The sequence below is a fragment of the Herbaspirillum sp. RV1423 genome (assembly GCF_000577615.1).
Classification (GTDB): domain Bacteria; phylum Pseudomonadota; class Gammaproteobacteria; order Burkholderiales; family Burkholderiaceae_D; genus Herbaspirillum.
In genome coordinates, this window is sequence record NZ_CBXX010000004.1 from 10468 (window position 1) to 35505 (window position 25038).

23 protein-coding genes and 1 pseudogene are annotated in these 25038 nt (G+C 49.0%); 14 read left to right on the forward strand and 10 right to left on the reverse strand.

Going from position 1 to position 25038, the window contains the following annotated elements; translation table 11 throughout:
- Window positions 1-47 precede the first annotated feature (47 nt).
- The 4 genes from RV1423_RS04850 to RV1423_RS04865 are packed head-to-tail and all read right to left on the reverse strand — an operon-like array spanning window position 48 to window position 7222.
- A complete protein-coding gene (locus RV1423_RS04850) occupies window positions 48-2129 on the reverse strand; it encodes an AIPR family protein (protein WP_034293848.1) in 2082 nt (693 codons plus the stop codon).
- Entirely contained in the window at window positions 2129-3097 is a 969-nt protein-coding gene (locus RV1423_RS04855) for a PD-(D/E)XK motif protein (RefSeq protein WP_231502056.1), read from the reverse strand. Before RV1423_RS04855 ends, RV1423_RS04850 begins: the two co-directional genes overlap by 1 nt.
- On the reverse strand, window positions 3087-5747 hold the full coding sequence (locus RV1423_RS04860) for a Z1 domain-containing protein (protein WP_034293850.1): 2661 nt from the start codon (window positions 5745-5747) through the stop codon (window positions 3087-3089). Before RV1423_RS04860 ends, RV1423_RS04855 begins: the two co-directional genes overlap by 11 nt.
- The gene (locus RV1423_RS04865; protein WP_034293852.1) at window positions 5744-7222 is read right to left on the reverse strand and encodes an ATP-binding protein; all 1479 of its coding nucleotides are present in this window, start codon (window positions 7220-7222) and stop codon (window positions 5744-5746) included. The genes RV1423_RS04860 and RV1423_RS04865 overlap by 4 nt, the downstream gene beginning before the upstream one ends.
- 147 nt (window positions 7223-7369) lie before the next feature.
- On the opposite strand from RV1423_RS04865, the gene RV1423_RS28930 reads away from it, so the two are divergent.
- Window positions 7370-7813: a very short patch repair endonuclease gene (locus tag RV1423_RS28930; protein ID WP_081768717.1), complete on the forward strand. Its 444-nt coding sequence runs from the start codon at window positions 7370-7372 to the stop codon at window positions 7811-7813.
- Here the strand turns inward: RV1423_RS28930 and RV1423_RS04875 are convergent.
- Window positions 7810-9435: a DNA cytosine methyltransferase gene (locus RV1423_RS04875; RefSeq protein WP_034293856.1), complete on the reverse strand. Its 1626-nt coding sequence runs from the start codon at window positions 9433-9435 to the stop codon at window positions 7810-7812. The genes RV1423_RS28930 and RV1423_RS04875 overlap by 4 nt on opposite strands.
- A 454-nt stretch (window positions 9436-9889) precedes the next feature.
- Window positions 9890-10069: a hypothetical protein gene (locus RV1423_RS29675; protein WP_155835026.1), complete on the reverse strand. Its 180-nt coding sequence runs from the start codon at window positions 10067-10069 to the stop codon at window positions 9890-9892.
- 161 nt (window positions 10070-10230) lie between these two features.
- Here RV1423_RS29675 and RV1423_RS04885 point away from each other — a divergent pair, with 161 nt between their 5' ends.
- The 3 genes from RV1423_RS04885 to RV1423_RS04895 all read left to right on the forward strand — a co-directional run bounded on the left by RV1423_RS04885 (window position 10231) and on the right by RV1423_RS04895 (window position 13196).
- Window positions 10231-11202 (forward strand): DUF932 domain-containing protein, encoded by a 972-nt coding sequence (locus tag RV1423_RS04885; RefSeq protein WP_034293860.1) that lies wholly within the window; start codon window positions 10231-10233, stop codon window positions 11200-11202.
- A gap of 77 nt (window positions 11203-11279) precedes the next feature.
- The gene (locus RV1423_RS04890) at window positions 11280-12269 is read left to right on the forward strand and encodes a YqaJ viral recombinase family protein (RefSeq protein ID WP_034293862.1); all 990 of its coding nucleotides are present in this window, start codon (window positions 11280-11282) and stop codon (window positions 12267-12269) included.
- A 30-nt stretch (window positions 12270-12299) separates the two neighbouring features.
- Window positions 12300-13196: a hypothetical protein gene (locus RV1423_RS04895; protein ID WP_034293864.1), complete on the forward strand. Its 897-nt coding sequence runs from the start codon at window positions 12300-12302 to the stop codon at window positions 13194-13196.
- An 11-nt stretch (window positions 13197-13207) separates the two neighbouring features.
- On the opposite strand, the gene RV1423_RS04900 is transcribed toward RV1423_RS04895, so the two are convergent.
- The gene (locus RV1423_RS04900) at window positions 13208-13597 is read right to left on the reverse strand and encodes a transcriptional regulator (RefSeq protein WP_034293866.1); all 390 of its coding nucleotides are present in this window, start codon (window positions 13595-13597) and stop codon (window positions 13208-13210) included.
- Window positions 13598-13717: 120 nt separating this feature from the next.
- On the opposite strand from RV1423_RS04900, the gene RV1423_RS04905 reads away from it, so the two are divergent.
- From RV1423_RS04905 to RV1423_RS04915, 3 genes are all read left to right on the forward strand, one after another.
- Window positions 13718-14041, forward strand: a complete 324-nt coding sequence (locus RV1423_RS04905; RefSeq protein ID WP_034293868.1) for a hypothetical protein — start codon at window positions 13718-13720, stop codon at window positions 14039-14041.
- Window positions 14042-14047: 6 nt separating this feature from the next.
- Window positions 14048-14530 (forward strand): hypothetical protein, encoded by a 483-nt coding sequence (locus tag RV1423_RS04910; protein WP_034293870.1) that lies wholly within the window; start codon window positions 14048-14050, stop codon window positions 14528-14530.
- Between the two features lie 236 nt (window positions 14531-14766).
- Window positions 14767-15390: a hypothetical protein gene (locus RV1423_RS04915; RefSeq protein ID WP_034293872.1), complete on the forward strand. Its 624-nt coding sequence runs from the start codon at window positions 14767-14769 to the stop codon at window positions 15388-15390.
- Between the two features lie 182 nt (window positions 15391-15572).
- Here the strand turns inward: RV1423_RS04915 and RV1423_RS04920 are convergent, their stop codons facing one another.
- The gene (locus RV1423_RS04920; protein WP_034293874.1) at window positions 15573-16142 is read right to left on the reverse strand and encodes a hypothetical protein; all 570 of its coding nucleotides are present in this window, start codon (window positions 16140-16142) and stop codon (window positions 15573-15575) included.
- A 771-nt stretch (window positions 16143-16913) separates the two neighbouring features.
- Here RV1423_RS04920 and RV1423_RS04925 point away from each other — a divergent pair.
- From RV1423_RS04925 to RV1423_RS28940, 5 genes are read left to right on the forward strand one after another with little or no spacing between them, the layout of a single operon-like run.
- Complete coding sequence (locus RV1423_RS04925) at window positions 16914-17981, forward strand: nucleotidyltransferase domain-containing protein (protein ID WP_034293876.1); 1068 nt, start codon at window positions 16914-16916, stop codon at window positions 17979-17981.
- Window positions 17982-18011: 30 nt separating this feature from the next.
- Window positions 18012-20225: a B12-binding domain-containing radical SAM protein gene (locus RV1423_RS04930; protein WP_081768695.1), complete on the forward strand. Its 2214-nt coding sequence runs from the start codon at window positions 18012-18014 to the stop codon at window positions 20223-20225.
- A 17-nt stretch (window positions 20226-20242) separates the two neighbouring features.
- Window positions 20243-21379: a radical SAM protein gene (locus tag RV1423_RS29680; RefSeq protein ID WP_155835028.1), complete on the forward strand. Its 1137-nt coding sequence runs from the start codon at window positions 20243-20245 to the stop codon at window positions 21377-21379.
- 15 nt (window positions 21380-21394) lie between these two features.
- The gene (locus RV1423_RS04935) at window positions 21395-22081 is read left to right on the forward strand and encodes a hypothetical protein (RefSeq protein WP_034293879.1); all 687 of its coding nucleotides are present in this window, start codon (window positions 21395-21397) and stop codon (window positions 22079-22081) included.
- Complete coding sequence (locus tag RV1423_RS28940) at window positions 22074-23345, forward strand: MFS transporter (protein WP_081768696.1); 1272 nt, start codon at window positions 22074-22076, stop codon at window positions 23343-23345. The genes RV1423_RS04935 and RV1423_RS28940 overlap by 8 nt, the downstream gene beginning before the upstream one ends.
- On the opposite strand, the gene RV1423_RS28945 is transcribed toward RV1423_RS28940, so the two are convergent.
- Entirely contained in the window at window positions 23335-23907 is a 573-nt protein-coding gene (locus RV1423_RS28945; RefSeq protein ID WP_081768697.1) for a nucleotidyltransferase family protein, read from the reverse strand. The two genes, RV1423_RS28940 and RV1423_RS28945, sit on opposite strands and share 11 nt — an antisense overlap.
- Before the next feature lie 233 nt (window positions 23908-24140).
- Here RV1423_RS28945 and RV1423_RS29685 point away from each other — a divergent pair.
- Window positions 24141-24284 (forward strand): annotated as a pseudogene (locus RV1423_RS29685) (IS110 family transposase); the annotation flags it as partial.
- Window positions 24285-24421: 137 nt separating this feature from the next.
- Here RV1423_RS29685 and RV1423_RS28950 read toward each other — a convergent pair.
- Window positions 24422-24553 (reverse strand): AlpA family phage regulatory protein, encoded by a 132-nt coding sequence (locus tag RV1423_RS28950; protein WP_081768698.1) that lies wholly within the window; start codon window positions 24551-24553, stop codon window positions 24422-24424.
- Window positions 24554-24763: 210 nt separating this feature from the next.
- Here RV1423_RS28950 and RV1423_RS29690 point away from each other — a divergent pair, with 210 nt between their 5' ends.
- Entirely contained in the window at window positions 24764-24955 is a 192-nt protein-coding gene (locus RV1423_RS29690) for a hypothetical protein (RefSeq protein WP_155835029.1), read from the forward strand.
- Window positions 24956-25038: the final 83 nt, after the last annotated feature.

Here is a 25038-nt window from a genome sequence, read left to right on the forward strand (position 1 = left end):
CCAACACCTAGGATTTTTGTCAAAGATCTTGAGGTCTTACTCATTCACTACGATCCATAATCTTTTATTAGGGCCAGTCCCTCCGCTTTTCCCTTAGCCAAGACATCAAGAAGGACAATGCACTGTTTCTCGGTTGGAATCTTTGTCGGTATCTGCATGGCCACCTTGAGCACTCCTGCTTCCTTCGGCATTAGAAGCCCTTTCTGCAATAGCAATTGGTGGACTCTGGCCCACTCCAAGGCAGGTATCGCTACTACTTGTCGTTGAGCCTCAATGCCGTCGTCTACCCTTTGTATTTGCTTCGCAGTTCGTATGGTAGCGACCTGATCATCGAGCGGAACAAGGCAATCATAGAAGTCCGAAGACATGAGCTTTGCGATGGCTTCAGTACGAGTCTGTATCCTAGTCCAGCATGCGTCTCTTTTGCACCACTCGGAAATATTCGAAATACCCTGCGGTGGCCTGATGATGTCATCACCAACCACTGCCGATACTGTAACAATGGCACTTTCGAGCACCGAATCGATTCTCTGCGCATTCCAGATGACCAAGAAATCGATGCTCTCTTTTCTGCTCTTCGTAATCTCTCCAAGCACTGCCAACGTATAGGCCACGATGTTGGCCCGATATCCGCCGTTATACCAAGGTTGTGCAGAAACGATGCGTTCCGCAGACCGGAAGATCAAGCCGCGCGCAACAGCTCTCTTGAAATAGAATTCATTAAATGTGTCGGACGATTTTTCCCACTCACTACCAATTCGTGCGGCATATTGCGCAAAATTCTTTTGAGAACCGAGATTCACCCACTTTGGGTGGTCATCCCAAACGTTCTCAAACTTCGCAAGATCCGTCTTCGTGAACATTTGCGGCTTGGGATGCTCCACCTTGAAACGACGCTGTTCAGCAGGAGTGAGTTTCGACTGCGCATCGGCATATTGACCGCGCGCACGTTCGTAGAACCATCGTGTTTCGCGCTGCGCTCCGTTCTCCGCCGGAGCCCAGATACGCCGAGAAAAACCTTCCATCCGCACATGAAATGGATGGTTCGAGAAAAAATCGGCGGCGTTCACCCGATTCTGGGTGTTGGCGTACTCCGAAATTCTTTGAACGACAGTTTCACCCTGCTGGCTATCAATAACGGACAGTTTCATTTGAACGAATATTTGCGAAAGATCCGCCTTGTCACGCTTCCGGGTGTGGAACAGTGATGCTGTTGTTTGCCCTCCATTGACAACCTGGAGATCAACAACTCTCGTGATTGCAAGACCAGAGTCCGTTATTTTGGTTTCGACATTCTGTGCAGTAGCCGTAATTCCATTGTTATAGGCAAAAAACATTCCCGGTTCGTTCAAAATCGTTGTTCTTATTCCCTTATTCACATTGCCACGGGCTTGCAAGAATGTTCGGACGTTTTGTTCGAGCAGTCGTGCTCCGAATTTTTCATATAGAGTCCCCAATACTTCGGCAGGCATGACCATGAGATAGGACTGATACGCATCGGTCCCCAGATGCGCAGGAAGACAGGCAATTCCCCTGCCAAACATCTGCTCGAAGTCCAGATCGAGCGGTTCCTTGTGACTACGCGAACTTCGCTGACGATGGAGTCGTGAGAGATCCCAAATTTGATGAGTGGTAGGAATACCTGCCACTTCAGTATCCTGAAGAACTTGGATTTTTTCGCTGAGCGTGCGTTCGGAGAAAAGAACCAGGTTAATTTGGCTGATAACATCACTACGATCGCCAATCTGTCTGGCGAGGCCATACTCCGGCGAGGTGACTTCCAATTCGCCAGCCAAATTCTTGTTGGCGCTAGCTTCAAAGAAATTTGTGACACGCTTAAATGCCGCGTCCACTTCGGTCTTGCCTAGGGATGCCAGTTCACTACGGGAGTCAAAGTCCGCGATGAAAAGATCCAAGGCGCCCTCGTCATTGAACCAGTAACCGTCCACTCGCATACCGCGCTGTGCACGGAAATGGCAGAATTCGAACCCTTCCGCGAAGCCCGTCTCGATAAGCTCGTTCGCGACTGTCTCCATGAACTCAGAAAGCTGAAAAGCGCCATTGGCATGGGCACCTGCCAGCAATTCCTGACGGAAGTCGTGGAAGAATTCCTCTCTGGTCTGCTCCATCACATCTCCTCGAAGACGACTGCGCCGTCACATTCGAAGGGCTCGAGCGTTTCGAGTCTGATGTCGTAAGCTACGCTAGCAATCCCTGTCGGCAGTTGTGATCGCATGAGACGCGGGAATCCGTTGCCGACACGATAGCTGCGCACGTTGCTGACGACGAATCGTGGCTGGTCATAGTCAGGAAGTGGTGCGTAACCATACGCGACCAGTTTTCGGTCGAAGGCCTCGACGGCCCCTGCTTCGCTGAGACGCGCATGCACTGAAGTCACGATCTCATTGAGCGAACAGGCGCCTGTCGCATCGGTCAGACTACTCAGTCGGTATATACGCAAGAACAGCGCATCGTTCAGTGATTCGAGCTGATCTTCGGACGAAATACGGACGGTACTTCTCTCCGCACCTGAAAGAGATTTAATCTCGACGGCCGTGTTGCCAAAAATGAAATCTTGATGCGATCTCTCTGGTCCGAGCCAAGCTTCGACTGCGGCATTGCTGGACATTCTTCCATCGCTCAGTTCCAGCAGGAAGGTGATTTCAGCAAAGAGGCCGCGAACGTCCTCGGCTGAAAGATGCTGACTGCGCCCGGCCAGAAAGGTCTTCCATCGACGGACATGTGCCAGCGAAACTGCAAGTGAACTAGCCGAATCAGTGGCATGCACGAGCGAGGAAGCAAGTGTACGGCAGAGTCCCTCGAAGAGATCGCGATCTACCTGTCTTTCAAGAGCGAGAACTAAACGCTGCGCCCCCTTATCCCCTAGACGAAGATCTATATCAATACCGTTCACCGTGACTGCATTTTTTCTATACTGGGCCGCATGGTCACCTTGAAGTTCCACAATAAACAAGCAGGCACCGTCGGCATCACGCCCCCAGAAACACGGAACGACCGTGTCTCCAGCAATTTGGCGGACATTGAAGTCGGAGCCAGGAACGGTGATGTCATCCCATGGTGAGGACTCAGGCATCATAGTCCTCCTCCTCGTCAGGATCATCGGCCGGACCCTGGATCTGCTTGAGCCACACTTTGTTCACGACAACGTTGATAGTTGTTAAATAATCTCCGTAGGGAAAACTGACACCAAATGCAGCAATCGGACCGATCACCGATTCACCCTTGGGCTCCAAACTATGGATCATGAGAAGCGGCTTGTTACGGACCATACGGTAATGTGTGTCCGATACCGCTCCTGTGCCATCTTTGCCGACAGCCAGGGCCTCTGCCTCTCTAAGTTGTGGGTCACTAAGTCCAAGCCTCTCATCGCCACGTGAAGCAACCCTGTCCTTGTTCAAGTGCCACGATGTGCCTTCCGGCTGCCCCTCGCCAACGGCGCGAACCTGATTTCTCAGAGTGAATGGACTTTCGCCGCCCAATCCGCCTACCGGGGAAATTAACAGAACATCAGCCAGCGGACGTTTCGCCGCAATCCGTTCAAGATAACTCACAACAGATGACTTCGTACCTGCAAAGGACGAATGGCATTCGAATCGAGTAAGAAATTCATCGATTATCTTGACTGGCACATCTTTGAAGATGCACCCCTTTTCTATTGGTGTTTCCGGTCTTCCCCCGAAACCATTCCGCCAGTAATCTGCTATCAACTCGAAGTTTTTGGCATTCACACCCAGATCAGTGGAGACGATGTAGCTCTCCCGCAGTCTCCCGCTAAAACTCTGTTCGACTGTGAGTTCTTGACCAGACCGCATCTTGTTGGCCGCAGTTATCAGCAGACTGTCAGGATGTGAGCGTACATAAAGGCCAAAGTCCTGTGGGCTGAGCTTATCGCGCCGCATTCGCTTAACCTGCTGCACGAGCTCTTCGGCGGCATCAGCGATATGAGAATACCAGTTGATGGAATCTCGTGATAGGTGAACCCGACACAAATCTTCGAATCCCGGCCGATAACCAAACCACCGGCCCATCTGCATGAGGGCGTCGTACATTCTTGTGTTGCGATACATGTAGCTGACAGTAAGTCCCTCGATAGTCAGGCCACGTGAAAGACTTAGGCCGCCGACTGCGACCGCAGTCAATCCGATACCTTCCTTTTCATACCGTGCGTAGTCGAGCACCTCATCACTTTTGCTATTGATGACATAAAGATGGAGATGCTCGAAAACTTTGTTGAGTTCAATCTTCACCTTCTCCCAGGTGAAGCCAGCATCAGAATACTCTTCGTCAAAAACATTTTTCAGACTCTGCATGTAGATGTTTTTTGAGGAGATTTCTTCTGGCATCGCGTAGTTGGCGCGGACTGCTTCCCTGATCTTCTTTTCCCTTAGGCTCAAGAAGTCACGCACCGCCTTCTGCACTGGCACAAAACGCGATACGTTGACCATCATGGAGCAATGCTTCCCGGTTTGCCCACGGAGGTTTCGAATAGCACGAGCAATAATGAATTCATCGAGCGCACGATAGAGGCTGGGCGGTAATTCTTGGACGGGGTCGTCGCGCTTGTGCGCGAATGGGATAAGATCCTCGCAGTCGTCGATCGGTCTCAAGACTAACTGACTTGTCTCTTCATTAAGGAAAACTTTCTCGGCACCGAAATATGTCGTTGGCGCGTCTAAGCAATAGATAAAGTCGCGTGGGAACAAATCTTCGCGTACATCAGGAAGATATGTGTCAGGATTGATAAATATATTCGCAAATGGTGTCGCCGTGTAACCTACATAGCAAGATTTCGCAAACAAACCGAGAATTTCTCGGATTTTTGCGTTGGTCTGTGTAGGGTCCAGATCCTCTTTGTTGGTATTAATTGATGCGTTGTCGGCCTCGTCATCTATCAACAACATTGGCACATCTGAAATCCGACCCGCATCCCCCGCATTTAACTCCTTAAGCCATTTGTGAAGTGACCTCAGAGTGGAAACATTCTTCTTTATAATGAAAATTACTGGCTTGCTAAAATCATTTATTTTCCAGCCACTATCGTCAGCGGTTTTCTTGGTAAAGTCTCCATTGATGTTGGTCACAGTAACCGGATGCGGATAACCTGGGGCAAGACCTACACCAATATTCCGGCGATCCTTTGGATCACTTGATCGGCCGATAAACGCCTCGTCAATACGTTGTTGGGTCTGTTTGCGCAAGTTATTGTGAATACCCGCAATGACGATAATAAACTTGTAGCCAGCATCGGCAGCGCGCGCAATCAAGCCGGTGTAGTTAGCCGTCTTTCCTGACTGCACATGGCCGATGACCAATCCACGGCGGTTCCAAGCTGCACCTTCACTTAGTGGATCCTGTAGATGGCCAAGAATGCGAGTCGTCACATCGCTCAATGACTGGACCATTTGCGGAGGCCAGCCTTCGTTGCGAAGAAATTCCTCGTAGGCTTTTGCATAGGCCCAATTAACATCTTCGCGCTTGTGAACCCACTGGTCGTCATGGTCCGCATTGACATCAACCAGTGACGTACCAGCACCCATGCTGGTTACAACAGAGATCCTCGCCTCGGAAATGATATTCCTGAGATCTCCCGTGTAACCAAAGATCGCAGCTATTTGTTTTGCTTTCTCCTCCACCTGCTCGGGCGTCGGTATTTCGGTCATATTGCCAAGGCCCGAAATGAGTGCGTTGGCGATGTTTCGTTCTTCCGTAATGACTTTAGTACTCATGCAAAAGCCTCGTTGATGAATTTTTCGGCCACTTCGATCTGGTCATCAAAAAGATGTGTCGAGAGTACGATCTGGAGAAAAGCATTCGGATCACCCGGCCCATCGCCAAAGAAAACCTGCTTGAGACTCTTCAGGCGATCCAGAGTCTGACCTTCATCCACTGCCTTCTGATTGATCTCGCGTGGATGAGTCGAGTAATCCGAATAGATCATTTCCACCGGCAGAGAGGCGGCGATCGAATCGAGCAGAACGCGAAGCAGACCTACATCCTCGGATGAGAGCCTTGTACCCAGCGACGCGACAAGCGGGTGCTGCCCATTGATTCCAAACCGGATGCCTTCATGATCGGCATAGCGTTCCCAGAATGGAGCTTCGCTTTCCTGAAACAATTTTTGCCCACGACCCCGATGTACCGTTACGCTGCGAGCGGTAATCTTGGCGATAATCTGGCGTAAGCGCTCCCGCACCGCATGCGGCGGGCGGGCCCGTGATTTCTTGATGTCGATGGTCCAAGCTTCATCCAGACTGTTGGGAAAGTCGATTTGTACTCGTGCCAGTTTCGTGGCCTCGCCTTTCGGTACAAGCCTGAACCAGTCGCCCCAAGCCATCAGGCGCCCATTTCGATATACATAGGCACCTTGGTTCGAGATGAAATCGCTGCGATCCTGATAGTAGTCATAGTCGGATGTAGACAGACGACTGTGGTGTGGCAGCACGTAGGGCTGTAAGCGCACCTCCGCATCACCAATAGGGACGCGCTCTTCTGGAAGCAATTGGGTAGCTGGATTTTTTCTACAAAAGGGATCAAATGCGGCGATTGGATGACCATTGATGCTGAGCGAAATCCTAAGATGTCCCTTGACCTCACCGGAGAGGAACCGATGAAAAACGAGAGATAGATGTCTGCGCACGGCTTCAAGCTTCTCGTTGACGATCTCGTCTCGACGATCCCCTGCCTCATCTTCCATCAATCGGTCGAGTTCTCTCCAGATGACGGCTGTACCTCGGCGACCGAGGTGCTCGACATACGGCAACGTCTTGATGTCCGCATCATCCAAGATGGACAGAATCCAGTCATCTGCGGCATCAATGCGATCCAGGTTCCATTCTGCTCCACAAATGGAATCATCCTTTCTGCTCACGACTGTCAGCGAGCGACACTGAGAAAACGAGGCTGTCTTCAGACCAAGGCCAAAGCGCCCAAGGTCCTGGGGCACCCGATACTGCTTGGGACTGTCGGTCCCGTGACGCATTGCAGCCAGCAACTCGCCCTCTCGCATTCCTTTTCCATTATCAAGAATGACCACCGCCGGATACTTACCAGACACATCGCAGATGATGTCGATGGTAGTTCCACCTGCAGAAATGCTGTTGTCGATCAGATCAGCGATGGCGGTCTCGAGCGAGTACCCAAGATCTCTCATCGATGCCGAAAGGCAGGCTGCGCTCGGTGGATGTCTGTATTCGCGAGCCATCAGTTTTCCCCTGTGTATTATCGTAAATCGTCTTCATGCTAAGCTCTTAAGCGTCAATTCTGGCTTTCTCTCCATTCACTTGGATTGCTTGGCAGATGCGTGAGCTTACCGTTTCTAAACAAATTCTTGCAGCATGCCTTCAAGACCATGCGTATTCCTACCACTCCCCAACGCAGCCGCATGATGTCGAGTATTCGTGGAAAGAATACATGGCCGGAACGAACACTCCGTTCCCTTCTTTTCGCCAGAGGATTCCGGTATCGACTTCATGTGCGAAAGCTACCTGGCTCTCCCGACCTTGTATTCCCCAAGCACAAGGCTGTGATTTTCGTTCATGGCTGTTTCTGGCACCGACATGAAGGCTGCCGATATACAACCACCCCGAAGACCAACGAAGACTTCTGGCGGCATAAATTCCAAGGGAATGTCGATCGCGACAGACGGCATGCAGGAATGCTCCTCGCTCTTGGATGGCGCGTGGGCGTAGTCTGGGAATGCGCCCTGAAGCATTCTCTCGAGAAAGCTACGCAAACGGTTGATGAGTGGTTGCATGGCAATGACGCTGTTCTGATAATTGGTCAAACTGATTAGGCCACTTCAGCAAACAATGGAACATCAGGTTGTTGCAAAGGGTTCCTTCGCGCACTTCCCGATGGTCTCTTATTCAGGGAATCACTTGGCTGCCGATTCTTATTCTTGTTCATTTCGTTCAGCAGACTGCGCACGACCTTGGCTAGTTTGTGGGCAAGCAATGGAGGCACTGCGTTGCCAACTTGGGTATATTGTTCTGTGCGATTACCTGCGAAAAAATAGTTGTCGGGAAACGTCTGAAGGCGGGCAGCCTCTCTGACTGTGAGGCTCCTGCACTGGGAGGGGTCGTAATGGATATAGTAGTGACCGTCCTTGGCAATGTGTGCCACCACCGTAGTGGCCGGCTCGTTCCTGCACTGCACTCGGAATCTGTCATTGAACGGAATAGAATCGGATTTTTGTTTTACATGCGCATTTGCATGGTCAGGAAGTAACTTCTGAGGAAATAGTTCCAATCGAGGTGAATACCCTCTCGAATGAGCGAAGCTAGCCGAAAAAAGATAACGTGCAAGATCTGATGCCATATGTCCACGTGCCTCATGTTGGCAGATTCCATTCAAGCTTCGGTCATGCAGCCACCGCTGAAGTTCTGTCTTTTTTTTGGGTTTTCTATAATTCCGTGAAATGAAGGCGCCTCCAGTCGTGGTACTGGTTGCCATAGCGGCAAATGCGTACATTGTTTCGATCATTTCAGACTCATTTTCGTCGCCCCATCCTCTGACGTAAGAGGGAGCAGCATGAACAGCCTTGCGCCAAGCATCCAGTGAATCGTTGCGCGATAGACGGCTACGAAGTCGGGGGAGATCATCTATGGCATGCCTAGCAGTTACAGGCCTGGGTACAGGCGTCAACAAACGATGTTGTGACATTCCCATTTCCTTCCTTACTCCAAGCAAAATCACTCGATGCCTACTCTGCGGTATTCCATAGCGTTCCGAATGAATGATGTAGTCAGTAGGATCAAGTGACTCACTATTGCCCCTCTTTATAAATGAGCGAATTTCATACTCGAGTCCCTCAGCAGGCATAGAAAGATCCCCGATGATCTTTTCGAACATAGGGTTGCCGGCGTGTTTAGAGGATAAAAGCCCCTTTACATTCTCCATCACGAAGATGGTTGGCTTGTGTACCTGAATAATTCTCAGGTACTCCCTATAAAGAAAGTGCTTCACGTCTTTGTGAAACTCCTTGTCTTTGGCACGCCTAGAACGGCCAGCCAAGGAATAAGCTTGACAAGGTGGCCCACCGATCAACACCCAGGTCTTTTGGTCTTTTAATGCAGCACGAATTTCTACGTCAATGCTGATTTCATCTGACTTGCCCAACTCCAAGCATCTCGCCTCGATGGCAGCATGTTCGAACGCATTAGCCACGGCGGGAACGTTGCGAAACGTCGCTTCGTCAGTCTCGCCGCGAATGTAGCTGTAGTAGTGCTTTATGTCTTTTGTACCGCGTAGACGCCTGAACACTGCTCTGAGCATTAACGTCCGATGAGCAATAGCATCTTTCTCTATGGAAAGACCAATCTCAAAAAATGCCTGCTGTTTGGAGCCTCGAAGAGAAGAAAAACCCTCGGCAAGTCCTCCCGGACCTGCAAAAAGATCAATTATGGGCACTGGCATTCTTTACCTTCTTAATATTATTTACACAACAACGTTCCAGTTGCTAATCAGACCCCGGTCTGCCAGTCTACCGCGCTGTGTATTTTTTCCAGTTGAGATCAATCAATATTCGCTTTACGGCAATTCTAATCTATCCAATATATGCCCGCAGCCTTGATGAGAGAAAATCATCGGCTTGTCCCTTGAGGCAGTTAGCATCGAAAGCAGGTTTCTGAAGAGTATTCCAAGCCTAGCCCCACAGATTAGAATATTTCATCCATATATCACCTCATTGAGTACGCATTCGTGTACTTGGGCAGCGTCGCTCTGCCTTAACCTTCATGAGGCTGATATGAACCATTTCCTTTGCTGTCCTCGCTGCAACTCCACCAAAATCTCCACCCGCGACTATGCCCGCAAAGCCGGCAGTGTCGTAGGTACTGCTGCGGGCGCAGCAGGCAGTGCTGCTGCTGCACTAGGTGGCGCCGAAGCCGGTGCTGCGCTCGGCATCGTCGCAGGGCCTATTGGCTCCATCTTTGGCGGCTTGGCCGGTGCTCTCATGGGCGCTCTGTTCGGTGGCGCCGCCGGTTGTGCTGCTGGCGCTGCTGTCGGCGAAGTCATCGACACTACCGTACTTGAAAACTACGAATGTCAAGACTGCGGCCATGCCTTCAGCAAGCCCCCGTCTCAAAGCTAAGCATCTCCGATGTAGCCTTTCTTCTTCACTCCATCACATGAAATACCTACAGCCCCTCCCGGGCTGTAGGTATTTTCTGTTGTCCATTTTTATCCTTCTCTATTACAGGAATATTCATCATGCATCTTGTTCAATCTATGGCCTACGTTAATGAAATACCGTGGCACGGCCTCGGCAATCAACTCGCTCCCAAGCAACCACTCGAAGTCTGGGCGTGGCAAGCTGGCATGAATTTTCGCATTGAAGAAGCCGAAGTGCGTTTCGTCTCTGATAGCGCTGGCTCTACCCTCGGCTCGATCCATGCCTTTCCTGAACAAAAAGTCCTATATCGCTCCGATACGAAGACACCACTTTCCGTGGTGTCGACCCGCTACAACGTGGTGCAACCGGCAGAAATTCTCGAATTCTATCGAGACCTCACAGAAGTCGGTGGCTTCGAATTAGAAACTGCCGGTGTGCTGAAAGATGGCAAGAAGCTGTGGGCACTCGCTAAAACTGGCCAGACTGCAACGCTCAAAGGCAAAGACCGTGTTAACGGCTACCTGCTACTAGCCACGGCCTGTGATGGCACGCTAGCGACCACCGCGCAATTTACCTCGGTGCGCGTAGTCTGCAACAACACCTTGGCCATCGCCTTGGGTGACGGCCAAGGTGCGATCAAGGTTCCCCATCGCAGCCAGTTTGATCCCCAAGCGGTCAAGCGCCAGTTGGGCATCGCCATTTCTTCTTGGGACGGTTTCCTCGCCCGGATGAAGGCGCTGACCGACTGCAAAGTCAAGGATGATGCGGTCGAGGCTTTCCTGCGTCGTGTGCTGACCTATTCGGTCAATCCCACTCCTGATGGCAGCACGTCTGCTGTTAATGATCGTGCCATGAAAGTGGCACATGAGCTATATACCGGTCGCGGCCAGGGTTCAGATATGGCCTCTGCCTCCCGCACAGCCTGGGGGCTGCTCAACAGCATCACCGAGTATGTGGATCACCATCGCCGCGCCCGCAGCGGCGATCACCGCCTTGACGCTGCTTGGTTCGGCTCAGGCGCAACGCTCAAACAAAAAGCCTGGGATGAAGCACTCAAGCTCGTCGCATAACCTTTCTCTATTCTCAATGACGTCAGGCCCGGCAGCGCATGAGCGCTACCGGGCCTGTGCTTTAAGGAGGTCTCAACATGGCTGTATTGAAACAACAATCTACTTCTCGCCCAGCACTTCGTTTAGTCGATACCCGCAAGATCGAGCGAGCCGACTGGTTGGAAGTACGCAAGACCGGCATCGGCGGTTCAGATGCCGCTGCCGCTGTAGGTCTCTCTCCCTACAAGAGTCAACTTGAACTATGGTTAGAGAAGACCGGTAGAGATGCCGATCTTCCTAAGCCCAATCCTGACGACAGCACGGAGCCTGTCTATTGGGGAACGCTGTTGGAGCCCATCGTCGCGGCAGCTTATACCAAACAAACCGGCCATCGTGTCCGCAAGATCAATGCCGTGCTGCAGCATCCCAGCATCCCCTTCATGCTGGCGAATCTGGATCGCGAAGTGGTGGGTGTGCCTGGTGTGCAGGTGTTGGAATGCAAAACGGCAGGCGAGTATGGCGCGAAACTTTGGCAAGAAGGCGTACCAGAATACGTCCAGCTTCAGGTACAGCACCAGCTTGTCGTCACAGGCAAGCAAGCTGCTGATGTCGCCGTTCTGATCTGCGGCCAGAAGCTTGAAGTCCATCGCATCCAGCGCGACGATCAGTTGATCTCCCGCCTGATACCGTTGGAAGCCAAATTCTGGGAATACGTCGTCAACGACATTCCACCACCGGTCGATGGCTCCGAATCGGCAGAACGAGCGCTTCGCTGTCTGTACCCGGGCAATTCCACTTTCGTCGACTTCAGCAATGATCGTCGCTTGTCTGCAGTCTTTGCCGATTTGATCTTGCTGCGAGAAGACATCAAGGCTAAAGAAGCTCAGGCAGAACAATTCAAGCAGACGCTACAGCAGGCCATGGGCGATGCCTCGGTCGCCCGGCTTGAGACCGGCAAGATCACGTACAAACGCAGTAAAGACAGCGCCAGTATCGACCTCGACAAGTTGCTTGCCGATCACCCCGCGCTGGCGCTGGAATACGCTATCACCAAGCCTGGCTCACGGCGCTTCCGTATTTATGACTGATAACAATCCCTCAATCACAGGAGCCTTGATATGCTGAAAGGACTAGCAATTACGCCGCCCGTTATGGGGCGCATTTCCATTGGTCGTGTCGTTGAGAAAAACGGCAAGCGGCTACCGGAGAAGGACGACCAGTTCACGATTACCTCACAAATCCAGTCCAGAGATGGCTGGATTCCCCATCCCTACGATGCAACACTGCGACATGGCCCCAATGCCAGCAAATTACGCATGATTCCCATCCGGGTGCTGTTCAACGATCCTGAATTGAACCTGCGTAGCGAATACTGCCTATTCGACCGCACAAATGGACGACCACTATGTGCAGGCAACGGAAAGGAATGCCGACGCTATTCGGATGGGCAAGTAAAGTCACTGCCCTGCCCATCACCGGATGATTGTGAATTCTCTGGGGGCCTGTGTAAGCCATATGGCCGGCTGAACGTAAAAATCGATGACGAAGATGATCTGGGTACGTTCATCTTCCGAACCACTGGCTACAACAGCATCCGTAACCTGACTGCACGCTTGCATTACTACCAGGCGGTGTCCGGTAATCGACTGGCTTGTCTGCCGTTGCAACTGCAATTGCGCGGCAAGAGCACGACGCAAAGCCATCGTGCACCGATCTACTACGTGGATATCACAATTCGCGATGGTTTAAGTCTGGTGGATGCTATTACTCGCGCCAGGGAAGAACAACAACTTCGCCTGGATGGCGGGTTCGATCAGGAGGCGCTGGATACCGCAGCGGCCCATGGCTTTGCAAATGGCGCTTTCGAGAACACAGCCGAAGAGATGGTGGATATTGCCGAAGAATTCTTGCTAGGACAGCATGGCAGTGCCGAGACTGGGACGAAAGGAGAAACTACCAAGCCCAGCCTCGCCGACAAGCTTCAGAACAGGATCGAGCAACAGTCATCCGGCTGAGTCATCACTGGCTACAAGTTGTCCTGTAGTTGGTTGACCAGTTCTTCCACCAGGTAGCGCTTATGCGGCGGCAAAGACTGGATCTTTTGTGCCAGTTTGATCGCGTCAGCCGACGCTGCTACCGCCTTCTTGCCCTCTTCCTTGGACGGCACAGGGCCGTAATGGAGCCAGTGTTCGTCCACGTTCAACCACTTGGCAAGAGTCGCCAGCTTGGCGTGGGTCGGAATCGCTCGGCCACTAAGCCACTTGTGCGCCGTTTGCGTCGAGACAGGTGTTCCCTCTTTGTAACGCAAGTTGAAACGATTCGCCAATTCGGTCGCGCCGACAACCATGCCTTCGCTGCGGCGTAAGGCAAGTTCCAGACGTTTCGAGAAGGCGGTTTTTTCGACATTGGTAGGCATTCACACATTGTGCGTTGTCAGATCATGTCACATTACAACTTTTAGAGATACAATTATCTTAATTAGTTTAAATTCATTTACTTTCGGTCGTTATCTTTATTTTCAAACAAGGAGAAAAACTTGAAATACGCATTCCGATTGCTCGCCCTCGCCAGCGCCATGACAACCTGCACAGCGTCCAACGCCGGTGACGCCCCTTTTGATGTGTCCACGCACATCGAACAGAATGTTCCCATCATTCAGCTTGAAGCCGCGACCGATCAGGTTGTACTCACAGGCTTCAATGTCAACCGGGGCAATTGCAAAGCCAAACTTGGTGGCGTCTACCCACTGCCGCTTACCTTCAAATTTGGACAGGGGGTCAAGCTCTTTGCCTATAGCTGCAAGGTCAAAGAAGTTGTATTGACCACGGATCAAGGCAATTACACCTACTCGTTCCGCTAATACACCATGCAAACTCTCATACAACGGTCTGTATTAATTGCCTCCGCACTGGTCTCGTTATCGTTAGCAGCTTCTAGCTCTGCGCAATCTCCGAGCCAGACGAGCGATTCAGTTCTCAAACCGGTCCCTGGGGCGGTCTTCCAGCACAACGTCCAACAAAACAACTGGCACGTCTCCTGGAAAAACAAGAAATACGCCCTACCCAATGCCAGTTGGGACACGATGACCATTCATCAAGTCAAGAATTACGGTGTCTCGAAGATCGTCCTGGCGTCCGGCAGCTCTGGTCGTGCCTGCGAACAGGAATATCGCCTGTACCTTTTCACGCCGTCTGGGGAAGTAGATGAGTGGCGCGATTTCAAGATCTGTTTCGCTCAAAAGCAGTCCATCACGGTGAAAGGCGACTACATCACCGTGACGCTTGATGGAAAACGCACTGACATCAATCCAAATGAAGATTCGGCAGCAAGTCCGAATGCCCTTCGTTGAACATGAAAATGCCTCCGATATCGGAGGCGTTTTCTTAATCATTTAATCCCGAGGCATAGGCCACAACAAATGAAATCCCTTCCTATTAGTTTTATTTTTTGGTTCTTTCTGTCCATTTTTGTGGGGCTCGTCGCAAAAGGGTCTGGGCGTACCCATGCAATAGGACGGGCGATTCCGGCATCTTGCGAGCAGTAGATCAGTGCCGTCAAAGTTTGTACGCAAAACTCCATGGCTATATGGAGCGTGCCGATCCGGCTCGCATAAAGTCTGCAAAGGAGGCTTTAGCAAGCATGCGTGGCCTACGGACCAAAATTCAAGATGTCATAGCTAGGGAAGACTCTGACGTTATTGCGGAAAGATGTACTCGTCCTGAATTCATCAAGGGCATGAACAACTCAGTCTCGGGGATTGCTACCTACCTGAGCTTTCATCATGCGCTAAGCAAGGACTGCAAAAAAGAAAATTCAGGGAATGCAGGTTCCGGCGTAGAGCAGGTCAATGCCGCGAACACGAACAACTACAGAAAGGTTTTCATGGACGACAAAGAATTGCCACGAAGAATTGCCGCCTTAGAACGCAAGGTTGAAGCTTTACAGGAAGAACTCAATCAAAGAGCGTTGGTTTTCGAAAAACTGACGCAGGAATTGACTGCAAGATCTAATGTTTTCTATCGAACTGAGGTTGCTTTATTGAGGAGGCATCCAGAGCGCGCTGCAATTGCAAAAGAGTTGCGGTTGTCTACACAGTTAGAGCTTGACGATAAGGCGCAGCAGGCACATATGATGCCTCACTATAAAGCTGTGACGCTTTTGGCCTTGAACGCCATGCTTTGCGCTGCTGGTGAACCACCGAGACTATAAATGAGTGGCGTGGCGAATGCGGGCTGCCTTCACTCTAACCTGTCAATTCAAAACAATCTTGGGAAGCGCGCTCAAACTGGCCGCTTCTGTTTTTGTACTGTCTGCTTACTTTTCACCCACTGCAATGGGCTGGCAAGTATTTGATAACCGATGAAAGAATTACGGTGGATGAACGATTAATTCTATCGTGAACGTTTACCAAGGCTTGGCAAGCCTCCTGACATTGGAAGCCCTTTAAATTTGGCTCCCTCATCAACCTTATTAAAAAAATTCTTAGGGCTACGTTGATCAGGTCTCGTTTGTATTTCCTTCTCCTCATTGGCGAGAATTTTTTCATTGTTCTCTTCTAACTGTCGGCAGAATTCAATTAACTCACGATGAGCCGACTTGATCTGAGTAAGTTCATTCTCCAGCAGGGATTTTTCGTCAGATATATTTTTCAGGATGGCGACATGACTTTCCTCCAGTTCTTTACTGCGTATCCGAATCGCCTTCTTATATTCGTTTTTTTGCGCTTTTAGCTCTTGTTTGTATGCCGCGCATTCCCGCTCTAATTGATCAACTTTTGCGGCATGTTCGATCGTACGCCTTAAAGTAGTAGGGAGCACTTCTATTCGACGTTGAGCACGGCCATCCACCGTATATTCCATTATGGAATGAAAGCGAAAACCTTTAAGAAATTCAAAGCCTTTCGGTAAGTCGCTTTTGTGCGAAGCGAAATCTGACGCATTTAATCGCTTGGGGCGGGCCATTTTTTCATCCAGAGGTAAGAAAATTAGTTAGCGTATTCTCGACAATTATTAGATAACCGAGTTGCTCCATTATAGTCACCTTGCCATCAGACTTGGGGAGGCCTATGCAAAAATATTGACCAGACCAGCCACCTCATCGACGGGCTATCAAACGGTAATTGCCCATCCCACCAGCCCTACCACTAACATCCACTAGAAAAAATGTGCCGTGCCTGTATGGACGGCATTCCTTGCCTCAAAAATTAGCTTAAGTTCAAGTCTCAACTGGAACCTTTGTTGTTTCGTTTTTTGCTTGAGCATCGGAATACTCTTCGCTCACTCTTGGGAGGAGCGAAGAGTATTCCGTCGGCCCTTTCAGTTATTGCATTTCCGCCAAGACCGGCAAATAGCAACTGCCAACCAAAATCGCAAGACCGAGAATCTCGTCAAATGATAAATCGGTCATTTCGCCGTAACAATTTAAGTATAAATTTTATAGCGATCTATGAAAAAACATATGATCACATCCTTAAATTTTATATTTTATTGGAATTAATTATGAATTTTATAACTGAATACGAAGACGTGTCTTCTACGTATCAATACACAAATGACCAATCTACACAACTGCGGGAGTTGTCCTCTTTGGAGGCTATTTCGGTATCCGCAGCACTGCATGACTCCACTCAGCCCCTTTCGTCCCCTGCCAAGCCTCTTTAATTAGAGCGCTCGCCCGATCGTGAGTAGTGCCATCGGGCGTTAGTACAGTCAAATAAAAATAGAGAAAAGTTCATGATGAAAAAAGTGATCGACAACACCATTGTGACTGCAGTGGCTGCGGCAGTTCATTCTCGAATTCCACCTACAGAAAAAATTGCCTTTTCCTATTTATCAGGCTCGGTCACAGAAGGATTGGCTACGCCGAAATCGGACTACGACGCGTATGTCGTAATGCGTGAACCCGTTGAAGAGACTGAAATTCAGGTCGCGACCGAGATTGGCATGGTGGAGATAACCCTACTTTCTCTTCAGACATTTATTGCGATATCAAGCAAACTCTCGATGGGATACTCGAATAGAGAAGGCGTTCTAACTCTCTATGAATTGCACCTGGCACATCGCCTAGTAACGGGAGTCGCGCTACACAACCAAGCGGAATTCTCAAAGCTTCAGACGAAAATTAACTCTCGTGAATTGAGTTCGTATCTGGCTCAATTTTCGGCCGCATTCGCTGAAAAATGCTACTCCGATGCATTTGGAAATCTGCTTGCCAATGACGAAGATAGCGCTATTTTCAACGCGGATAGAACTGTCCACCTGGCGTTAGATTTATTGCTAGCACACAAAGGAAATACCTCCTCCCTTGTGAAATGGCGCTCTCGTTATGCCAAAGCAATTTTGAGCGAGGCTCATCCAGTATTTATCAGATACATGGACCTCATATCCGCTATGCCCAGCCATAACAGGAGGCGAAAGCGTGAATATATTGCACATGTGGGCCGCTTTTGGCAGTCAGTTCTAGATTATGTGCATGCTCAAAAATACTTCCCGAACGCCCACGTCGAATTCACTGAAGCCAGAGTATATGGACGAGATGAGCTAGTCGAGCATCGACCCGGGGTGCTAAAAAAAGCACCCTGGGCCAGAGTGATCGATAAAGATCACAAGCTATATATAGTTGGCCATACTCCTCTCTTCGAAATCTCACGCGATTTTTTACTCATTTGGCTCCTAATCGATAACGAGTCCACAGAGGGCGATATCTCACTTCGACTAGAAGAGTCGATTTGGGACCAATCTCGCCCCAAAAATCTGTCAGCCAATATCTCCCAACTCAAAGAGCGCGGACTAATTCTCTAGTGTCAACTATAAAAGTCGTTCACAGAAAATATGTTTGCTCACGCCCAGTTGAAGCGCATTTCGATAATTAGAAAAGTCACCATTCCTGCGAATCGACTTGCATATGAAAAAAGGCATGCTGTTCTGGAAGATCTCTTTCTCCTCGTCGAACTAGGGCGAGATGCCGCGAGAACCCTGGCGACGAGTGTCCTTGAAAGTTTTACAAATCCTTCGCAGGTTGAAGAGAAGATCGCTGCATCTCTCAATCTCAGCCCTGGCTCGGCACACGTGACCGGAACCGTAGAAGATCGCCTAATCTTCATCTTCATGAACAGCAATACAGGAGTCGTCTGTTCGCTAGGAGCCCCGCTCAAGCAGAGAGAATCACATCCACAATCGGCGACATATAGCCTGACATCGGAAATATCAGAGTTCATAGGCCATTTCCACCTAGATCATCAGCAGCGCTCTAGCTTACTAAGGCCCTACACCTATCTTGTCTCTCTCTATCACCCGGAAAACTTCCCGCTACCAAGATTCTCGCTTGGCATATCAGATATAGCACGTGCAATCAGAAAAGATATGAGAGGAAAAATACGCCTCTTAGATATGCAACTTGGGATCACTATTCGGGAAATTGTTGACGACCTTATCAGAGAAAAGCCCGATGTCCTGGGAATATCTGCAACGTTTGGTCAGCACGACATTCTCGAACTTCTGTTGGAAGAGCTAAAACAGCGATGTTCCCACTCACCACTTATCGTGGTCGGAGGGAGCTTAGGAGTCCTCAATAAGGAGATTTTACTCAAACAGCATGCCGTGAATTTCATAGCAACTGGTCCGGGTGAGAAGACTATGCGAGACATAGTTAGCTATTGGAATTCGGAAATCAGCGAGAACGCAATTAACGATGCGTGCTATTTAGACAGCACTACCGGCAATATAGTCCATACCCAACGCGTCAATAACCGGCACTACGATGACATATTGCCGGAGCTAGATTTGCTTGATGACACCCTACGGAAAGGGGGCGTAATGCAGCTCGAATCGAGTCGCGGGTGTAGTTACGCCTGTTCATTCTGCCCGAGAGAACATAAAGGTATCTGGGCCGGAGAAGATGCCAATGCTGTAGTTTCACTCATGCCAGAGATTTCTGTAGTTTTTGATCGCTACCCAACAACGGATCGAAGAATTTTCTTGGTAGACGAAGAATTTGTAGGCTATGAAACCGACGAGCTCTCTCTCAACCGGTGCCTGAATTTTGCAAAAGCGATCAAGCAATACAACTTTGACTTTGAAACCAGCTCCAGAATCGATCAAGTCCATCGTCCGCGCAAAGATAAAGCATGGCACGTGAACAGAATAGAATTTTGGAAAAATCTAAGAAAAAATGGCCTTTCAAGATGCCTATTCGGAGTTGAGTCTGGCGTCGACTCGATACTTCAGAGATTCAATAAGAAGACAACCTCTCATCAAAATTCCCTTGCTATCCGCATACTGACCGCCATCGGACTCCCACTTCGCTTCACCTACATCACCTTCGATCCATTAATGAGTTTTGAAGAACTGGTTCAGACATACCAATTTCTTGGAAGAACGGACTTGGTGCTCCGAGAATGCAAAGAAATAACGCCCGACGCCTTATGGGATGGCCTGGAGAACGAAGATTTTATTCGAGATCACTCTACTAACACCCCATTCTTTCAGCATGTTTCCTACATGCTGGTATCGATGGAGGCGCTAACTAATTCCCCCTATCTAAAAATGGTAGAGGAAGCGGGGCTAGCCGGCGAGCTCAATCCTCTGATGGGGCGGCGAGAAGTAATCTATCTAGATAGTCGGATAGGAACTATCAGTGAGATCAGCCAACGCTGGATTGATCGTAGCTTTAGCCTTGATTATCTACTTAAGAGCTACGAGAAAACCACTTCTGGCGATGAACGTCAGAGCCTTCGATCTCTACGCGTATTTCTTAAGAATTCTTCGTACGACCTGCTCGGAGCGCTCCTCATTCAATTCGGCATGAAGAAGAAATTTTCTAACCTGGCACTTGACATCCCCGAAATCCAATTTGATCTATCCAAAACTTCAGAAAAATTAGCGTTCCTGAATAGGTCATTTTCGGTGCTAGCTGGTGGATTCAACACAGAGCTAGGTAATTACAAGACGGCTCTTTCATCTGCCATTTTCAACGAGATCAAGCGACACGTAGCTGACTGGTCTGCACGTAGCGAATGGACATTAATCAACGGTGCATGCGAATAACCTTAGCGATGAAAATCATGAATGACATTCAAATTAAAATGGAATTGTTGGCATTCGGAGTAACGTTGAGCGAGAGTTTCATGCGTAAATACGGAGCGCCATACCTGCTCAAACGACGAGCATACGGTAATTCCGACTCACTCTCAGCACTATCATCATTTGTCCCCCAAGAAATCTATATTGGCGATCAGCACCTGGTCTGTGCCGTGAATATTCGAACGGGCTCTTCATGGCAGCTAGACTACAGGGACGGGCAATTCGTGCTGGTCAATCTGCACCTAAAAATTGAGACGAAGATTAGCTTCCCTTTCAGTCCAAAGTACTACGGCTACATATGCGAAGACGGTTTTCGCCCCGACAGCGTAGTCACCTTATACGGAGGAGCTGCGCTAGGCATCTTCGTGTATGGAGACTGTTCATTGGTATCTCGAGGAAAAGCTTGTCATTACTGTTCCATAGAACCAAACAGATCCCGATCAACCAGCTTTCTTCCCGTCATTTCTCCGGCCCATGTTGAGAGGTCAATAGAGATCTCATTGCAAATGGACGAAGGCTCAGTTACGCAAGTGATGCTCAACGGCGGTAATTTCCCGGATCTAGATCGCAGCTTCGCATACTACGTTTCTATAGCCACGGCTGCTAGAAAAGCAGTAGATAAATCGGGGCGATCCATACCAATTCATCTGATTGCTTTTCCACCAAAAGATATTTCACTTATAGACAGACTGGCCGATATCGGGGTTGAAGTCGCATTTAACTCGGAAATATATGATCGTTCCTTATTCAGCAAGTACTGCCCTGGGAAAGCAGAAGACGGTGGTCATGATCATATTTTTTCAGCACTAGAACATGCTGTCAAAGTACTCGGGCCTAGTCGCGTCTTCTCGATATTTGTTGGCGGCCTGGAACCAATATCTAGCCTAAAGAATGGCCTTAACCATGTTGCATCACTTGGCGCCACGCCCATAATCAACGTATTCCACAATGACCCACAAACCCCTTTAGAAGCACATCCCGTATCAACCCCTGCAGAAATTGCATCCATGGGACGTTTGCTTCAAGACGTATATCGAGAATTTAAAATTAAAGAACCGTTCTACGCAGGCTGCGGACGCAATTCAATTGACGCAGAGGCATTTACGGGACTTTTCTGATACGGAGTCAAATCAATGAGCTATTTGAATGGTTTTTTTGTTTTTGAAGGGATTGATGGAGTTGGGAAGTCCAGCGTTGCGAGCCTCGTCCAGGAAGAACTAAACTCCCGCTACCAGACAGATGTTTTCTATTGGGACAAAAAGGACACTTCCTACAAAGATAATTTTGCAACAGAGCAAATGACCACAATTAAGCAAGCGCTGTGGGACTATCGAAAAAATGCAGACATAAGCGTGATGGGTGATACGCATTGGCTTTTCTTACTGGCATCTTGGTTTCACGCCATTGACGACATACTAATTCGCCCAGCTATGCGCGCGAAAAGGAGCATTCTCATGGATAGCTGGCACTACAAATTCTCCGCTCGATATCGATTAAAAAAACATTTCCCCCCTAGTCTCATTGATTCTGCATTTGGCTCACTGTCCATTCCGAATTTGGTAATCCTACTTACGGTAGATTCTTCGTATGCAGCAGATCGGAAGACAGGAATTTTTACTCCTTCTGAATGCGGAGTTCACGACCAACCGCAACTGGTAGGGCGTGATCGCTTTATAGCTTATCAGGAGAAAGTTCAAAGGCAGCTTATTTCCGAGCTTCCGGAGAATGCAACCGTCCATCTGGATACAACTGGGTTAACCTTGAACGAGGTTGTCGACAAAGCAGTTGAAATTCTCAGTTATCGGCGCACGAATGACTAATGCGAGAAATCACTCAAGCGCCGATAGTCGCATTGGTTTGCTTAGAAAATATTCGCCAGCTCGACAAGTAGTCTTTTCTATCGCAGGAAATCAACTTGGATTGTATTTCGATTTGGCCTTAGCCTTTTCGTTGATTGTCTACGAATTGAATGGAACGGCGTTCGATGCCGCCTTTTATTCTTGTAGCTACGCGCTACCAGTAGTGCTGATTAGCCCATTAGCTGGTGCGCTGGTGGATCGCCAAAATAATGTACGTCCATACCTGATCGTTGCCTCCCTATGTTGCACTGTTTTCTCCTTTCTGCAATTCTTAAGCCACGATTTATGGACGTTCTTACTACTGGTAGTTCTCAAAAATTCCGCCCGAATTTTCGTGGGTCCTGCCAATATGGTTATACTGCGAAACTCTGTACCGGAAGATGTTATTCCCAGAATCTTAGGTATAGGCCAGACAATCCAACATGTCAGTAAGGTCGCTGCCCCTGCTATCGCAGGTGCCTTGCTCTCTATTTTTTCAGCGCGAAGCCTATTTGCGTTAAGTACAGGTTGCTACCTTTTTGCTTGCTTGGCATTCTGTGCTCTTAAGCCGGCCAGTCCTACTCACAGAATCTCTCACCGTGAGAAGCGAAGAATAATCGACGATATACTGGCTGGCCTACGTGGTCTAACCACGAGCCCGAAACAAAGAGTGGTCGTCACCTCAATGGCTCTTGTGACATTGTGTTATTTCGTTGCAGATAGTCAGCTCTCTATCTTTTTGAAGTATTACGGCCTAGAAGCTAGTGACTATGGATTGATGCTAGCTGCAGCAGGAGCAGGGGGAGTTACTGGAGGTCTAGTAATAAGTAGCGGGAAATTCTCGACACGCCCCACGTTCCTAATAATTTCTGGGGCAATAACAGAAGCGATCGGTTTTTCGGGAGTAGCATCCAGCTCGCTTTTTAACGCTCCCTTATTATTAATACTGCTTCCCGCAGTTTTTCTGATAGGCCTAGCCTCTACAAGTACCGGAACCGGTTTTTATGTCTTGATCCAGAAACGTACAGACATTTCGGAGATCGGGCGTATGACAAGCTTACTTAGTACGTTAAATGGTGCAGTGCTTTTTGTAGGCCCGATGCTGGGAGCCTATTTGTTCAGCAATCTATCCATTCTTGCACCATATGTTTTCTCGATCTTGGGGCTGTTAGCAGTTGCGGTCATTGTAGGAATCTCAGAGGAGAATTCTCGCTTTAATGCGCACCCCAAAAACTCTAAATATTAATTCTGAGCTTAGGCCATTTATCCAACCAACGCTTAGATCTAATGCGTTCATCGAAAATGTGCTTTTTTTCGCTTTTAAAGCGTGGTGTGGGGGTTAGCCGCGCCTCAAAAAGGTCTTCAAGAAAATATGGAGCTAAAACCTCTATGCCGTCACTATTTGAATATCGAATTCCAACTGCGGTGGCTGTGTCAGGCCAAAATCTTAAAGCGTCGGCAGATGATGCATAGGGAAGATCGCTATTTCCAACATGCATGCGCGCTTGATTCTTTACAGACCATCGCCAAGTACCATCAAGGTTGCTCAATAGGCTTTCAATGAAGATCTCTCTATTCTTATCGACATTCGATGAATCAAAAAAAATGACATCTATGTCTCCTTCCGGAGACCTCGGTACCATGCCATGAATATGATCCCAGACGGCATCACGAACAAATCCCGCACCTATCCAACAGTCTGGCAAAGACAATTGGTACACGATCTTCAATATGTGCATGCGATGCTGATCCGCAAGGATGAGCTCTTTTAGATCTGATAAATAGTTCACGGGATGGCGAGAAAACATAAAAATTTGAATTTTTAATCAATTTGAGTTTCGTATAAGACTGCTGCACAGCCCCTATCTCAAAGCCAGTAGCGGGATGGATGAACAGATCGTCGGTGCAATACTGGTGATTTTCGGTGTCAGCGGCATCATGGTAACCTGCTTGCTAGCTGCTTGTTGATTTACTGAGACACCCCGACACCACTACAAGGACGAAACTAGTGTTTCATCCAATTTAGACGTTGAGGTTTGTCATGGATATCAGCATTCTCGGAACTGACTTGGCTAAGCGCGTGTTCCAGTTACATGGAGCGGATCGCGATGGATCTGCAAAGTATGGCGCTAAGGTGATGCGCTCGGAGTTGCTGGCTACGGTACGCAAGCTGGCCCCTCGAATGCAAATGACTATCTATCAATTTTCTTGAATTTATAAACTGAATACGATTCCACTGGTCCAGTCGGAATGTTAAATGAAAGGGGCTTGGCCCCTTTCATTTATGCCGCTGAATTAACGTGCATCGAGTCTAGTAGTGATTCAATCTTGGATCTCTTGCTCTACCCAAGCAACGCGGCCGCCGCCTAACGAGACAGCCTTAGAGAATATGTAGATAGTGGACCGGCGTAGACCGGTTGATTGACTGACGTCATTGAGTCGAATAAGATGCATGTTGTCGCCCCTGTCTGGTTAATCCAGACCATCAGCAACATCGATTTTTTTATGGGTAAAGACTTTCCTTGCCCAAGATATCGGAGCCAAGCGAGTAATTTATCGAAGTTCCTCAATGATTAGCCTCGGCTACCGAGATCAAGGCCAAAATCGTCTTGCAACCACTAATAATCAAAAGAGCAGTGCTAAAATCCCCTAGAAGGAGTCGGCATGACTGAAGATAACGAAAATGAAGTAGTGGTGGGTTCGGTGATTTATACGTTTGCGTCTGCGGCCGTAGCAAATCCCTCTAAAGCCTATCTTGATACAAGAACCATTGCCAGTTGCAAATTGGATTATCCACCGAGGGATATTTATCCCCCCTTATTCATTTCGCCTACCCAATTGCCAAACAGCTTCTGATACGCACGATCTCTCTTGCGGCACTATAGATTAGCCGCGCACCCAGCCACTAATTTCGAGAGCGTATTTCCAATTAAGCTAGA

Bases quoted from the DNA above. Each gene is read 5' to 3' on its own strand.
- RV1423_RS04865 (WP_034293852.1), bottom strand. From the start codon at position 7,222: ATGGCTCGCGAATACAGACATCCACCGAGCGCAGCCTGCCTTTCGGCA.
- RV1423_RS04895 (WP_034293864.1), top strand. From the start codon at position 12,300: ATGCTGAAAGGACTAGCAATTACGCCGCCCGTTATGGGGCGCATTTCC.
- RV1423_RS04850 (WP_034293848.1), bottom strand. From the start codon at position 2,129: ATGGAGCAGACCAGAGAGGAATTCTTCCACGACTTCCGTCAGGAATTG.
- RV1423_RS29690 (WP_155835029.1), top strand. From the start codon at position 24,764: ATGACTGAAGATAACGAAAATGAAGTAGTGGTGGGTTCGGTGATTTAT.
- RV1423_RS04900 (WP_034293866.1), bottom strand. From the start codon at position 13,597: ATGCCTACCAATGTCGAAAAAACCGCCTTCTCGAAACGTCTGGAACTT.
- RV1423_RS28950 (WP_081768698.1), bottom strand. From the start codon at position 24,553: ATGCATCTTATTCGACTCAATGACGTCAGTCAATCAACCGGTCTACGC.
- RV1423_RS04915 (WP_034293872.1), top strand. From the start codon at position 14,767: ATGGAGCGTGCCGATCCGGCTCGCATAAAGTCTGCAAAGGAGGCTTTA.
- RV1423_RS04925 (WP_034293876.1), top strand. From the start codon at position 16,914: ATGATGAAAAAAGTGATCGACAACACCATTGTGACTGCAGTGGCTGCG.
- RV1423_RS04935 (WP_034293879.1), top strand. From the start codon at position 21,395: ATGAGCTATTTGAATGGTTTTTTTGTTTTTGAAGGGATTGATGGAGTT.
- RV1423_RS28940 (WP_081768696.1), top strand. From the start codon at position 22,074: ATGACTAATGCGAGAAATCACTCAAGCGCCGATAGTCGCATTGGTTTG.
- RV1423_RS04920 (WP_034293874.1), bottom strand. From the start codon at position 16,142: ATGGCCCGCCCCAAGCGATTAAATGCGTCAGATTTCGCTTCGCACAAA.
- RV1423_RS29680 (WP_155835028.1), top strand. From the start codon at position 20,243: ATGAATGACATTCAAATTAAAATGGAATTGTTGGCATTCGGAGTAACG.
- RV1423_RS28945 (WP_081768697.1), bottom strand. From the start codon at position 23,907: ATGTTTTCTCGCCATCCCGTGAACTATTTATCAGATCTAAAAGAGCTC.
- RV1423_RS04890 (WP_034293862.1), top strand. From the start codon at position 11,280: ATGGCTGTATTGAAACAACAATCTACTTCTCGCCCAGCACTTCGTTTA.
- RV1423_RS28930 (WP_081768717.1), top strand. From the start codon at position 7,370: ATGCGTATTCCTACCACTCCCCAACGCAGCCGCATGATGTCGAGTATT.
- RV1423_RS04930 (WP_081768695.1), top strand. From the start codon at position 18,012: ATGTTTGCTCACGCCCAGTTGAAGCGCATTTCGATAATTAGAAAAGTC.
- RV1423_RS04875 (WP_034293856.1), bottom strand. From the start codon at position 9,435: ATGCCAGTGCCCATAATTGATCTTTTTGCAGGTCCGGGAGGACTTGCC.
- RV1423_RS04855 (WP_231502056.1), bottom strand. From the start codon at position 3,097: ATGATGCCTGAGTCCTCACCATGGGATGACATCACCGTTCCTGGCTCC.
- RV1423_RS04910 (WP_034293870.1), top strand. From the start codon at position 14,048: ATGCAAACTCTCATACAACGGTCTGTATTAATTGCCTCCGCACTGGTC.
- RV1423_RS04860 (WP_034293850.1), bottom strand. From the start codon at position 5,747: ATGAGTACTAAAGTCATTACGGAAGAACGAAACATCGCCAACGCACTC.
- RV1423_RS04885 (WP_034293860.1), top strand. From the start codon at position 10,231: ATGCATCTTGTTCAATCTATGGCCTACGTTAATGAAATACCGTGGCAC.